Annotated in this window: 10 protein-coding genes; 6 read left to right on the plus strand and 4 right to left on the minus strand. The window is 44.3% G+C overall.

The window, feature by feature from the left end:
* Window positions 1-4: 4 nt before the first annotated feature.
* Together NIAKO_RS36755 and NIAKO_RS39115 are read right to left on the minus strand one after the other, a co-directional pair.
* Window positions 5-1,843 carry a hypothetical protein gene (locus NIAKO_RS36755; RefSeq protein ID WP_014219193.1) on the minus strand — a complete coding sequence of 613 codons (1,839 nt, stop codon included), beginning with the start codon at window positions 1,841-1,843 and terminating at the stop codon, window positions 5-7.
* A gap of 37 nt (window positions 1,844-1,880) precedes the next feature.
* Window positions 1,881-3,407, minus strand: a complete 1,527-nt coding sequence (locus NIAKO_RS39115) for a hypothetical protein (protein WP_014219194.1) — start codon at window positions 3,405-3,407, stop codon at window positions 1,881-1,883.
* A gap of 729 nt (window positions 3,408-4,136) precedes the next feature.
* On the opposite strand from NIAKO_RS39115, the gene NIAKO_RS14495 reads away from it, so the two are divergent.
* The 5 genes from NIAKO_RS14495 (at window position 4,137) to NIAKO_RS14515 (ending at window position 9,799) form a co-directional block, all read left to right on the plus strand.
* Window positions 4,137-6,065, plus strand: a complete 1,929-nt coding sequence (locus tag NIAKO_RS14495) for an adenylate/guanylate cyclase domain-containing protein (RefSeq protein WP_014219195.1) — start codon at window positions 4,137-4,139, stop codon at window positions 6,063-6,065.
* Between the two features lie 72 nt (window positions 6,066-6,137).
* Complete coding sequence (locus NIAKO_RS14500) at window positions 6,138-7,106, plus strand: ABC transporter ATP-binding protein (protein WP_014219196.1); 969 nt, start codon at window positions 6,138-6,140, stop codon at window positions 7,104-7,106.
* 6 nt (window positions 7,107-7,112) lie between these two features.
* Window positions 7,113-7,487, plus strand: a complete 375-nt coding sequence (locus NIAKO_RS14505; RefSeq protein ID WP_014219197.1) for a helix-turn-helix domain-containing protein — start codon at window positions 7,113-7,115, stop codon at window positions 7,485-7,487.
* Window positions 7,488-7,753: 266 nt separating this feature from the next.
* Window positions 7,754-8,515, plus strand: coding sequence for an SDR family NAD(P)-dependent oxidoreductase (locus tag NIAKO_RS14510; RefSeq protein WP_014219198.1), 762 nt, complete (start codon window positions 7,754-7,756; stop codon window positions 8,513-8,515).
* Window positions 8,516-9,184: 669 nt separating this feature from the next.
* A complete protein-coding gene (locus NIAKO_RS14515; protein WP_014219199.1) occupies window positions 9,185-9,799 on the plus strand; it encodes a hypothetical protein in 615 nt (204 codons plus the stop codon).
* 113 nt (window positions 9,800-9,912) lie between these two features.
* Here NIAKO_RS14515 and NIAKO_RS14520 read toward each other — a convergent pair whose 3' ends face one another.
* On the minus strand, window positions 9,913-10,947 hold the full coding sequence (locus NIAKO_RS14520; protein ID WP_014219200.1) for a cytochrome-c peroxidase: 1,035 nt from the start codon (window positions 10,945-10,947) through the stop codon (window positions 9,913-9,915).
* The gene (locus NIAKO_RS36760; RefSeq protein ID WP_014219201.1) at window positions 10,944-11,657 is read right to left on the minus strand and encodes an MbnP family protein; all 714 of its coding nucleotides are present in this window, start codon (window positions 11,655-11,657) and stop codon (window positions 10,944-10,946) included. The genes NIAKO_RS14520 and NIAKO_RS36760 overlap by 4 nt, the downstream gene beginning before the upstream one ends.
* 53 nt (window positions 11,658-11,710) lie before the next feature.
* Here NIAKO_RS36760 and NIAKO_RS36765 point away from each other — a divergent pair, with 53 nt between their 5' ends.
* Complete coding sequence (locus tag NIAKO_RS36765) at window positions 11,711-14,383, plus strand: PKD domain-containing protein (RefSeq protein ID WP_165761291.1); 2,673 nt, start codon at window positions 11,711-11,713, stop codon at window positions 14,381-14,383.
* Window positions 14,384-14,385: the final 2 nt, after the last annotated feature.

Genomic DNA, 14,385 nt, shown 5'->3' on the forward strand with positions numbered 1-14,385 from the left:
TATTCTACTTTTCAGATTGACTGGCACTTATTATCAGCGATCTCAATTCAGCTATTTGCCGTTTGAGCGATTCCACCTCTTTATTCTGATTCTTTAATTCATTGATCTCTTCACTTTGCTTTTGCAATTTCTTTTCCTGTTCAATTGCATACAAGGTCAACTCTTCGATCTTCTTTAACAATCCAGCCTGGTTATTGGCCACATCTATGCCTTTCTTTTCTACTTCCGCAGCAGAAGGAATACCGGGCAGATGATTATTTTGATTGATGAATTTTTCTACTTCAGCTAATGAAGGCAGTTGATATTTTTTGCTGAACACATAGTCGGGCCAGCGACCGGTTTGTGAGATCAGCATTTTTTGTGCAGAAACGGTACCATTAACTGCCAGGTCGGAGTTCATGGCGCCATTGAAGGTAGATGCCGCATCTTTGTAATAAAGATTTCCGCTGGCGTCGGCTACTACTATATGTGTAAGACTGTTATTGGGCGTGAGATCCGGAAACCGGATTGTTCCGGCAGCGTGGAGGCTGGCAGTAGGAAATAACGTACCAATACCTACCTTACCAGACATATTTACTACAAAGCCAGGCCCATTAAACTTATTTATTACTTTTAGTGCCAATTGACTTTCAGGCATATCCAGGTTATTTCCCGGATCTATTGTCATCAATGTCCCGGTAAAAAAACTCCCAATAGTATTTATAAATAAATGTTGATCACCTCTGTTAGCAGAACGATAGACAATTTCATTGTTATCGGCATTTATCCTCGATGCGTTATTCCAGAAATCAAATGCAAGGGCATTGCCAAATACCGCTTTTGCGGGAGCTTCCTGGAGAAAATCACCAGTCATGTGAAACCTAACGCCATCAATATCCCTATCCGGGGTCGTGGCCACTAAAAGGTTCTGTTTATCGGTTATTGTTGCAGCATACAATCCCTGATCGTACCGCGGTTCCAGCCCTGAATAAAATTGTATTTCCCGGCCGCTTATTCTTAAATTGGCCCTTACGTTATTATTTGTAGGCGCGCCACAACCTGTTCCGAAATAATAATAATTATCTCTGCTATGAATGGCATTCTCCCCCGTAGTGAATTCAGCAGGATCAGAAACAAACATTTTCAATTCCGATGAATTCCATTCCCCGGTTCCAAGCCCCATGTAAAATGCCCCTGATGCAACATTTACTAAACCGTTCGGATATAACCTCAACGCCCCGGTAGGAGTAAGACTCGTATTGCCTATGCCAATAAAGCCATCCCGTTCGTACAGGATACTTCTATATGAACCTCCATAATCACTTGAGGCGCTTATTATGGAAGTCTGTCCATCTTCACCATTTATCGCCCCGCCTATTCGTATCCGGTCACCAGTCCTCGATAAATTTGCATTAAAAGTAATGGCCCCTTTACTGCCTATCTGAAGTTTATCACCATTATCGGACGGGTTGTAACCTATAAGCAAGTTACCGTTATTCAGCAGGCTGGCACGCGGTGTACCGTTTGTATAAAAATCAATGGAATTATTATCCATGGTACCAAACGAACCTCTTGTTCCAAACCTGTTTCCTCCCTGTAGCCAGGGATTCATGCGTAATGTATCGCCACCAACAACAAATATGCTGTCGTTTATTTTTAGCAATCCTCTTCTGAACTCCGTTCTTCCCCTTCCTTTATTGAACAGGAAACCGGGAACAGTCTGTGTATGATTTTCGATGATCAGCTCTGCCGTATCACAGGTGTTCGTGATCTTCACACTATCGGCTTTGATGGTGTAAACATATTGGGCATGGATCCCCTGCATGGTGCAAACAAGCACTAACAAAAACAGGTAACGTTTCATATCAGGATGCATTTATTAAACTAAGTTCAAACTCTCACTACTTTATAACCCGCAATTTGTAAGCATCAGACGCTATGGTAACCGCACTGTTACTGGCATTATAAGCCTGCAAGGTTACCGTGTTAGCCGATGTTACAAATGCGGTTACTATTATAGAAGGCGGATTGGCTCCACTATTGGCGCTAACGTTTACCACATCACCGGGCTGAGCGCCGGTAACAGTTAACGTAGTTGTAAGTGCTGTAAAAGCGCTAAGCGCAACACCGCCAAAGTTGGTGGTAATTTGTCCACCTACCGTTTTAGTCAGTTTATAACGGGATCCATTTTCAGTTAAATAAAGGTCAGCGCCATCAAATTCAATAGCACCGTTTTCAGGAGTGGTAAGTACAGCCCCAGCCGTTAATTTCACGGGTGCGGTACCGGCACTGCCATCACTCGCAGCAACGTGCACTTTTGCACTCATAGCTGTAATGCCGCCTATGCCCATATTTGCGGATACAGTTCCATTTCCAGTCACCTGCAATTTTGAACCATTATCTACCACCGTTGCTCCACTGCTAAATATCCAATTGCCTGCATTATTTACCAATCCCTGAATTTGATTATCGCTTGCTCCTTTTGTGGTAAAATATATTCCAGCTCCAGGGTCACTTGAATAACAAGAAAAGCGCAAACCTTTTGCTGTTCTGGTCCATAAGACAGCGGCATCTGGTCCACCGTTAAGATTTGATGCGCCGCTTCCAGCGATATATAACTGTACTATTTCATTAACATCGTTTTGAAAATGAAGTCCGCATCCGGCCGAAACGCCGGAACTTAAATTTTTGGCCCCAATAGCTCTTAACATAAAATCGGCCGAATATGGCTGGATATTGATAAGCGGATCATACCCATCGTATAGGTTTTTGGGATAAAGTGAGATCAGGGAATTAACAGATAAAGGAGTATTTTGCCCATTACCACCAAAAACATATCCTCTGTTATCGATGAAAGTGAGGGTTGGACTATACGACGAAACTGAATTAAATTTTAGGGTAGCGGTATTTGATGATTTATTGATTGTAAACCGGCTCGCATCCACCGTATCTAAAACTGAAATTCCATTTGTAACCTGAAGTTTTTCTGCACCATTTGGAGTCGCCGAATTAATTAAAAGCGAACCGCCGCCGGTTAACGATAAATTGTAACCGGAAGAGGGAATTTCCCGGTCTCCAAACAAACGCGCCGGACTTCCCGGTTGCCCCGGGATCTGACCTAACTGAATTACATTATTAGTGACTGACAAACCATTATTCGCCTTTGGAGAACTTATTTTTAAAGTATCTCCCCCAATTATATACATGCTGTCATTAATAGCAATCATACCACGCCTAAATTCCGTACGCCCTCTTCCTTTATTATATAAGAAACCTGGTACAGTCTGCGTGTGGTTCTCAATAATAAGCTCTGCCGTATCACAGGTGTTCGTGATCTTCACACTGTCGGCTTTGATGGTATAAACATATTGGGCAGACGCTGCCCGGCTTATACCAATGAGTATAAGCAATAGCAATAAACGACTCATAAATGCTACCGTTGTAGTTTTATAAATAAAATAAATTCAGGAATTTACATCCCGGCAATAGGTAATAAATGATTACGGCGATAATAATTCAGCAGGCGAGCCTGATCGTTTATATAATATAGAGGGGGGAAATGTATTAACAGGCCCCAGGAAAACGTAAGAATATGGGTTACAGCTACAATTCATAAACAGATAGTGGTTGGGTTACTGAAATGGTTATTTTTGAATCCTGGAGAGTGCTATCGAAACAAAAATACTTATTCAGTTGCTCTTGATCCGTTAATCGAAAATTAGCTTTGCGTTACCAAATTCAACTAACCTCAATTAACAGTGCCAAAGATAATTGTCTTGTTTCAAATTGCTCCAAAAAATTGACAAGTGTGTAAATTTTGGTAATAAACGTGTAAAAACAGCCGATAACTGTGTAAACCGAATTCACCGTCTTATCTGAACCAAAGATATAGCGCAAAAAATTCCGCAGGGAAAAATCGGGCAAGTTTAGTTAGACACGAATACACCATCACCATCGGTTGTTTATTTATGATATTATTGAAGCATCATTCCAATATCGATACCAGCTGTCTTTGTGTCAATAAAAAATTCAAGTCACAAAAACCAGGGCACAGGGATTCATATTCCGACTACCTGAGTTTTATCGGAAATTCAAAAATTAAAGCCTTGTGCCTTGCAACTTGTTTCTTGTGCCTTTATACTTAAATTGCGGTAGTTATGCGACAACTTGCAGCTATATTATTTGCGGATATGACGGGGTATACAGCCCTGATGCAGGAAAATGAGCAACTGGCCCGTAGCAAACGCCAGCGGCTGAAGGAAGTGCTGGAAGCCACTATCCCCCGCTTTTATGGTAAAATTTTACAATATTACGGCGATGGTTCGTTGAGTATTTTTAACAGCGCCATCGATAGCGTGCACGCCGCCATCGAGATCCAGCAACTACTGCAACAATCCCCTGCAGTTGATCTGCGCATCGGCATCCATACCGGGGATGTGACCATCGAGGAAGAAGCCATTTTCGGCGACGGCGTTAACCTGGCTTCCCGTATTGAGTCTTTGGCCGTGCCCGGTGGTGTTTTTGTCTCCGAAAAAGTATATGACGAGATCCGCAACCAGCAACATATTCAAACCCGTGAGTTGGGATATTTTGAATTAAAGAACATCAAACAACCCATCCGGGTTTTTGCCATCGCCAACAATGGTATTGTGGTACCCGGCCGCCATGAAGTGCGGGGAAAAACCACCGCGCCCAACAATCGCCTGGCGGTGCTGCCCTTTGTTAATATGAGCGCCGATCCCGAAAATGAATTTTTCAGTGACGGGATTACCGAAGAACTGTTAAACGCGCTTACCCGCGTGGATGGACTGCAGGTAACCTCCCGTACTTCGGCCTTCGCGTTTAAAGGGAAGAATGACGACATTCGCGACATTGCCATCCAGCTTAACGTAGACAAAATACTGGAAGGCAGCGTGCGCAAGGCAGGCAACCGCGTTCGCATCACCGCCCAGCTGATCAATGCAGCGGATGGCTTTCACATCTGGAGTGAAACCTATGATCGTAAACTCGATGATATTTTTGAAGTGCAGGACGAGATCAGCGCCATTATCACCAATAAACTAAAAGAAAACCTGACCATTTCGCCCAAACAGGTACCAGGGATAAAATCCAGCATTAAGAACATTGCAGCCTATACGCATTATTTAAAGGGATTGCATTTTAAGAATAAACTCACTCCCGGCGATACCCGCAAGGCCATAGAATGTTTTAAGCAGGCTATTGCCATTGAGCCTGGTTATGCTGAAGCGTATGCCATGGTAGCGCAATCATACTGCGACCTGGGCACTAAGGGACAAATGATCCCACATACGGCTTTTGAAATTGGGCATCAGTATGCCGGCAAAGCGCTGGAGCTGGATGACACCATTGCAGAAGGACATATAGCCAAAGCCATGCCTTATTTATATTATGAATGGAAATGGCAGGATGCCTATGATTCTTTACAAAAAGCCATTGAGCTGAATCCAGGCGCCGTAGCAGCTTATGACCTGTTGGGTTTTTATTATATCGCCAAAGGACAAAAAGCGCAGGCCGTTAAAGTGCTGGAAGAAGCAGAACAAATTGACCCGCTCTCCCCCACTATTATCCGCTCACTGGGTATGATGTATATTTTTGCAGAACGTTTTGATGAGGGGATTGTGCAGGCAGAAAAATTGCTGGAGATGAACCCCGAAATGCGCAGCGCCCTTGAATTAAAAGCCTGGTGCATTGGCATGAAAGGCGACTGGCAAACAGCGCTCGGCTATTTTTTAGAAGTACACCGGTTGACCAATCATCCATTAAAAGGTTTGATGGGGCTGGGTCATGCGTATGCGCGCGTTGGTATGACAGACAAAGCCCTCGAATGCATTCAAAAGCTGGAACAACGCGAACTGGAAGAGCCCGACTCGGTGATCGATGGCGATTTTGCCGCTATTTACCTCGCCCTCGGCAACCTGGATAAAACTTTTTATTACCTGAATCATTGTATAGATAAACGACTGGGACCTGTGGCTTGTTTTATTGAATATCCTCCTTACAAAACAGTAAAAGCCGATCCCCGCTTTGAAGAGTTGAAACACCGGATGGGAATACCTTCTGCTTAGCCCCCGACAAACCACTTTCAAATAGCCCCTTTTTGGATTACTTTTGAGCCTTTATAGAACAACAAAGGCAATATGGCGTTATTAAAGGTTTCCGGGATAGGCAAACAATTGGGCACCACTACGGTTTTACAGGACATTTCGTTCAGCCAGAAAAAGGACCAAAAACTGGCGATCGTGGGTGAATCGGGCTCCGGAAAAAGCACCCTGCTAAAGATCATTGGCGGACTGATACAACCCGATTCCGGTGATGTGCTGTTCGGGAACAAACACGTAGAAGGACCGAATGAAAAACTGATCCCCGGCCATCCAAAAATGGCGTATTTGTCGCAACATTTTGAACTCCGCAATAATTACCGGGTAGAAGAAATTCTGGAATACGCCAATACCCTGCCCGAAAAGGAAGCGGAAACATTGTATGAGGTCTGCCATATCCGCCATTTACTGAAACGGAAAACCGACCAGGTTTCCGGTGGGGAGAAACAACGGATTGCCATGGCTCGCTTACTGATTGGTGCGCCTAAACTATTCTTGCTGGACGAACCGTTCTCGAACCTCGATAACCTGCACCGCAATACCCTGCGTGCTGTTATTAAGGCCATGGGTGAAAAACTGGGCATCACCTGTTTAATGGTATCACACGATCCCGTGGACGCCCTCAGCTGGGCCGATGAGATCATTGTAATGAAAAGCGGACAGATCATTCAGCAGAATACCCCGGAAAAAATTTACCGGCAGCCGGTTAATGAATATGCGGCCGGGTTATTCGGGAAATTCAATGCATTTACCAAAGCTGAAGCGGCGGCATTTGGCGAAATCCCCAAGGCCTGTGGCAATGGCAAACGGTTGTACATCCGCCCCGAAGCGTTTACGCTGACCCCTAAAAAAAGCAAAACGGCTGTCGCCGGAAAAGTTATCGGGGTTGCATTCCTGGGCAGCGGCTATGAAGTTGAAATTGCATTGCCTGCAAGTATGATCACGGTAAGAACAGAAGATAACACCCTTAAAAAAGGCGATACGGTTTATGTGACATTTAAAAAATAATTGTTTATGGAAACAATAGCTACGCCCGCCATTTCTTTCCGGCAAAAGGAAATAGTGAATCAATACACTACAGCGCTGGACAAACATATGCTGGAATTAAAAGCCGGCGAAGTGGAAGTCATGCATGAGATCAGGGACTTCGCCAATATGCTGCATATTCACCCCGTACACTTATCCAATACCATTAAGGAGGTGACAGGCAAAAGCGCCTGCGATCTTTTTGAAGAACGGCTGGTGACACTGTCTAAGGAAATGATTGCCACCACTTCCCTATCCATTGGCGAAATTGCCCGCCAGCTTACCTATGATCCTTCCAACTTTGTAAAATTCTTCAAAAAATACACGGGTATGACGCCTAAGAAGTATAGGGATAGTTTGTGAATCGGCAGTAACCCACCCCAAACTCCCGCAGAGCGGGACAGGCTCTCCCAGGAGGGGATAAATATACCCCGCGATAAAATTCAACGATTAACTTGTTAACCTGTCAACGTGTTAACGGTATTTCCTCTATCAACTCTATCAACCTGCCTTCTGCCATTCTTAAGCTATCACCATTTTTTCTTAAGCAGTCACCATTTTTCCTAAAGCAGTCACCACGCCTCCCCCGGCAATTGTTGCCAACTTTGTGTCATAATAAATAGCACAATATGTCAACAACAAAAATCGCATTGGTAACCGGCGGCAGCCGGGGTCTGGGAAAAGATATGGCGCTCAACCTGGGAAAAAAAGGCATCGACGTAATAATTACCTACAACAACAATGAAGCAGCCGCTACGGAAGTAGTAAAAGCAATAGAAGCCCTGGGTCAACAGGCAGCAGCCCTGCAACTCAACATGGCCAATCTGCCATCCTACAACGAATTTGTACAACAGGTGATTACTACCCTGCAATCAAAATGGAACACCAGTCAATTTGATTTTTTGATCAACAACGCAGGCATTGGCGGCGGTTTGCCTATTGAAAAAGTAACGGAAGAATTTTTTGATGAATTTTTAAATGTGCACTTTAAAGGTGTTTATTTTTTAACACAGAAACTGGTTCCTCATCTTAATAATGGCGGGCGCGTTATTAACATCTCCACCGGCACTACGCGGTTTGTAAATCCCGGGTACTCCGTGTATGCATCCATGAAAGGCGCGGTAGAAGTATTAACCAAATACATGGCGAAAGAATTCGGCGCAAGAGGCATTACTGTAAACATTGTGGCGCCCGGCCCGATTATTACAGATTTCAACAACGCCACCATTCGTAACAATCCCAAATTGCAGGAATTCCTCAGCTCATTATCTCCATTAAATCGAGTGGGTGAAGCGGAAGATATTGGCCCCGTTGTAGCCTTCCTGTGTACCGGCGATGCCGCGTGGATAAATGGACAGCGGATTGAAGTAGCGGGTGGAATTAATTTATAGTGGTTACAGCTGTTCCAGCACCTCCCCAATTACAGCAAAGACCAGTTCGATTATCTGGCAAACCCGGGTAAATACAGGAACCTGGGTTCGCGGTAGCTTATTGCTTTTAATTTTACGCATACAGGACAACCGGTTTATTAAATTTATCCAGTTTTTGTCAATATTATAAAAACACGATCCATCTTACCTGGTTTTTATCAATTTTTATTAAAAGTTGACTTTATTTATTGAAACTCATTAGTAATTAATAAAACAGGGCATTTTATATTGATTATTGCTAACTATTTCGATTACCTGTTAATACTTCCTGATTATGAGTAACTTCTGATAGAAATTGCAGATTATCACTAAAAGCTGCAAATATTTTATAAAAGCTGCCAACTTTTGCTAAAAGCCGGCAGCTTTTAGCAATTACTATCAGCCTTCATTATAAATTGGCAGGTTTTTATATTTACCAGTAACATACATTAACAGTTACCTGCTTTCATTTGAAACTAACGCATTCTAACATTTGATGACAACAGAAATTGATCCTCATCAAATAATTGAAACAATTGATATGTAATTTAGGTTGTTCCTCAACAATTCTATAAATTTAACTACAAACGCAACTAGTTACTCAAAGGGGATTCAATGCACAGTTATTTATTAACTTTTTAACCTGACTGTATGAACAGGAAGTTGGCATTGAATTTTAGAAAGCATAGCGGACCCGATCTAATCACTGATGCCTATCGGGTCGTGAATAAACTAACTGACAACGAATTTTTCCCCGAGGTAAAACCCTTGTTAGCTCCCATTCTCGAAACAGCGAATCAATTGCAGCATGCTGTGGTCGAAGCTTCAGATGGCGACTCCTTAAAGATCATCATCAAGAACGACATGAAAGAAAAACTGATCGCATTACTACGTGAACTGGGCGATTGGATTGAAAAACATTCAAATGGTGATGACTTAGCCATGGTAAGCAGTGGATTTATGCTGGCAAAACCCAGGAAAGAGATCTCCCTGCAAAACCCTGTTGAATTTATTATTATTCCGGGGAAGAATATGGGCGAAATAATCATGCAGGTTAAAAGAGTAAATGGCGCCAAAGCCTATATATTTCAATATACCCCGGATCCTTTGACCGACGACAGCAAGTGGAAGACCATTAACAGTACCAAACGTAAAATAGTAATAACGCAATTGCCCCTTGGCGTAAAGTTCTTTTTCCGTATGGCGGCCATTGGCGCCCGCAACCAGGTGGTTTATACAAAAACCCTGTTCAGGTATATTGCTTAAATAGTTCCCTTCCCTTCTCCCGGCATTCACCGATACATTGTACCGGTTTACCGACACATGCCCATTCTACGCATCTTGCACCAAACACATCCTCAAAATTCAACGTATCATGCTCAATGTATGTGCATTTGGGGTGGCAATTGCAAATTGCCCTCCGGCGCCAGCATGGAGTTCTTTAAAAAACTGGAATCAGTCAACGTTTGCAGAAAGGCGGTCAATTGCCCGATCTCGTAATTGGTGAGCGGCATTTTGTGCTGTAACAGGGAATCAGTTGTTGCAGACACTGTCATATCCCGCCGGTAATGCTCAAAAACATTCAGCAGGGAGAAAAAACGGCCATCGTGCCCATAGGGAAAAGTCACCATCACATTACGCAGGGAGGGCACTTTAAACTTCAATGAATCAGCCGGATTACCGGTAATGGCCATTCGCCCATAGTCATTCAGGGTGTTATCAACGGATAAGCCGGTATTTCGGTACGACAAATCCGTAAAGAACGGCTCTTTATGACAGGAGCTGCATTTCTGTTTAAAGATGTCGTAGCCCAGCTGCTCGGGTAACAGAAAGGTTGCTTCTCCGCGCAGCACCTGGTCGTATTTGCTGTTGCTGCTCACCAGCATCAGCATGTACTGGCTCAATGCCCGGGTAACCCGTTGCGTATTGATGCCTTCACTGCCAAATGCAGCCCTGAACATTTTCTGATAGGCGGCATCCTGTTGCAGCTTGCGGATAACACCTGCCAGTGTTTCACCCATTTCATTGGGTGCGGTTAATGGCATCAGCGGTTGCAGATCGAGATGGGCAATACCGCCATCCCACATAAATTCGCTTTGCCAGGCCAGGTTTTGCAATGCAGGCGCATTACGAGTGGTGAGGGAACTGTTTACGCCATGACTGAGGTTGTGTTCATATGTTGAAAACGCGGCGAATTGCTGATGGCAACTGCCACAGGAAATAGTTGAATCAACACTTAAACGTTCATCGTAAAACAGTTTCCGGCCCAGCAAAAAACCTTCGCGGGTAAGCGGGTTCTTTGTGAAATCGTATTTCGGTTTTGGCCATTTGGGAGGAACCACGAATGGCAATGGCGTGGGTGTAGCAGCTAACAATACAAACAATAACCCTGATATGGTAATGATGATTTTCATAATGCTATGGAAAACATGCGGGAATAATTGTCGGCCAGCTGCATGGCCAGCCGGCCTGGTTGATGACAAAGTGGAGCCTGTGCAATATGAATGGCATGTACGGCATTGAACCACTTCATCAGATCGGCTTCAATAGTAATAACCGGACCGGTTGATGGGGTCAGATCCAAAGTAATTTTTCTACTGGCGTTGAAAGGTGTTTTAAACCCACCCACATCCCAGTTAACCAGGTGAGCCGGTGCGTGTGAGGAATCGCTTTTGCCTTCGAGCCTGGCAAAAATGTAACCACTGTTCCAGGTCCAGAACATGCCATTGAGCGGATCGAGCGAACCGGTTTGAACGCCGCTTACATTCAGGCTACTGTCTACCCCAATCACAAAGGAAAGCGATTTCGGGGTTGTAACTGAAATGGAGAATGTCAATGTTTTTGATTCAGGCGCCGATTCATCGATCAAAAATATTTTATCAGACAGCGCTGTTTCTTTTTGACCCGTGCCCGTGATACTGAAGTGTGATAAATAATATTTGAACCGGGTTATAGTCACCGGTTCACCAAACGGGTTAACATAGCTTTCATTAAACAGTTGAAGCTCCCTGCTACCCATTTTGTGTTTGAATTGAATGGTTAGCGAACGGGGAGCATGCGTAACAAAACCAGCTACAGGCAGCAGGCCAAGAAATAACAAGAGTTGTTTGATGATCGAATTCATTTATAATAATTACAACGCAATATTATACTAAATAGTGAATGCATAAATTTTTTATGAAGTATTCGAAGTATACCCCGGTACAAACCCTTAGAAAACCATTACACCTCCTGCCCTTGCTGATAAGCCTGTTATTGTATGCGCAGTCAACTATGGCCATGCACGTAAAGGGTGGTTATATTGAATACAAATACAATGGCGCAGGCGCATCAGCCGGTACTTCCAATTATACGATTACCGTTACCGTTTTCTTTAGTTGTACCACCAATGGCCCAAAAGAATCGGTATACCTGGGCGTATACAATGCCGGCACCAATGCTTTGGCCGCCAGTAAATTGATCAGTTATACCTCTACGAAAACCATTTCAAAAACCAGTTACAGTCCGTGTATGAGTAACCCGCCGGGTATTTGTTACGAGATCCGGGCCTTTGTATACACACTTGACCTGCCCGACATTTCCGCCGGTTATGTATTGGCTGTGCAGGATGCCTTGCGGGTAAGCGGTATTATCAACATCAGCAATTCGGGTAATTCAGGCATCACCATTACAGCAATGATACCTGGTGTCATCAATAGTGTTGATTACCACAAGAACAACAGTCCGAATTTCCTGTTTCTCGATACGGCCATTGTTTGTTACAATGGTAATTTCACTTATCCGTTCAAAGCTACTGATGCAGATGGCGATTCCCTTTCTTACTCTTTTGGATCTGGATTAAATGTGAGCAATCCGAGCGGACAAACCTCTTCCTCCGTACCCGGCAGCCCGCCCTATCCCGTGCTTACTTACAATAGTGGTTATAGTGGCACTTCGCCATTAGGCGCCACCGTTACCATTGACCCGGCAACCGGGATGTTATCCGGAACTGCGCCAGCCACTACGGGTGAATATGTGGTTGCCGTATATGTAAAAGAATGGCGCAATGGGGTGTTGATGGATTCCATCAAAAAAGAATTACAAATTTACGTATACAACTGTACATTGTCGGCAGCCAGCCTGAAATCGAACTATACCAACTGTAATGACTTTACGTTTAATTTTCAGAACGAATCTATTGCCTCTAATATCACTTCTTATTACTGGGATTTTGGCGTACCCAATATTACAACCGATGTGAGCACCGCAGCCACGCCTACCTACACCTACCCCGTTGCCGGAACGTTCACTACAAAACTGAAAGTGAGCAATTCACTGGGGTGTACTGATTCTGCCACAGCTACAGTAAAAGTATATCCGGGCTTCACCCCCAATTTTAATTTCAGCGGCAGTTGTTATCAGTCGCCCTTTCAATTTACCGACGCTACGGTTGCCCAATATGGCACGGCGAACAGCTGGAGCTGGAATTTTGGCGAACCGGCTTCCGCCACCAATACAGCTTCTATAAATAATCCCACCCACACTTTTGCCAGTGCGGGTAATTATACAGTGGCGCTTACAGTAGGCAGTAGTGTAGGCTGCAGTGGGTCCATCAATAAAACAGTTACCGCCAACGACAAGCCCAATTTAAGTCTGCCATTTACCGATACCTTAATTTGCACCATCGATACTTTGCCCCTGATTGCCAATGTTACCGGCAGCGGTATTACGTACAGCTGGTCGCCCAATACCAATATGTTGTACGCCAATACCGCCAACCCGCTGGTATGGCCCAAAGACACTACTGTTTATACGGTTACGGTAACGCAAAACGCCTGCGTTACTACGGGTTCTGTAACGGTTAATACGCTTGACTATATTACGGTAACCCTACCGGCAGACACAACAGTTTGCAAAACCGATAGCTTTACCCTGAATCCTATAAGTTATGCGTTGCAATATGTATGGTCACCAGCCACGGGATTGAGCAGCACCACAAAAAAATATCCAAAGGCCTATGCAGACAATGATATTACCTACACCGTTACGGCCAACCTGGGTAAGTGCCAGGACCAAACGGCCATGCATGTAAAAGTAGTTCCATACCCGCAGGTATACGCCGGCGCCGACACCACCATTTGTTATGGCAGCACGGCTCAACTCAATGCCAGCATGGTGGCTGCGTATTTCAACTGGTTGCCGGTTAGCACTCTTATCAACCCGGGCACGCTGACGCCCGTTGCACATCCAACCACCAGTACCCCTTATATAATCACGGTAACTGATACCCTTGGTTGTCCCAAACCGGTTTCAGACACGGTAACCGTTTTTGTGATCCCAAAAATCATTGTATTCGCCGGCAATGATACGGCTGTTGTTGTGGGGCAGCCATTGCAACTGAACGCCACGGCCAATGCAGGTCTTACCTTAAATTATAACTGGTCGCCCGGTTCGTGGCTAAGCGATCCTTCTATCTACAATCCCATCGCCACCTTTCCATCGGGCGTAGATTCCCTTACGTATGTAGTAACGGCATCTACCAAAGAAGGTTGTTACGGCGCCGATGCCATTACAGTAAAAGTATTTAAAACCAATGCAGATATTTTTATGCCGAATGCGTTCTCCCCTAATAGTGATGGGAAGAATGACGTTTTCAAACCCATCCTGGTGGGCATAGCCAAGCTGAGCATTTTCAGCATTTATAATCGTTGGGGACAACTGGTATACACCACCTCGCAAAATAACAAAGGATGGGACGGCACCATTCATGGACAGAAACAGGACCCCGGCACATACGTTTACATGGTATCGGGAATCGATTACTTAGGTAGAACTGTTACTAAGAAGGGGGCATTTACTCTGGTGAGATAGAT

It is taken from the genome of Niastella koreensis GR20-10 (assembly GCF_000246855.1).
GTDB classification, from domain to species: domain Bacteria; phylum Bacteroidota; class Bacteroidia; order Chitinophagales; family Chitinophagaceae; genus Niastella; species Niastella koreensis.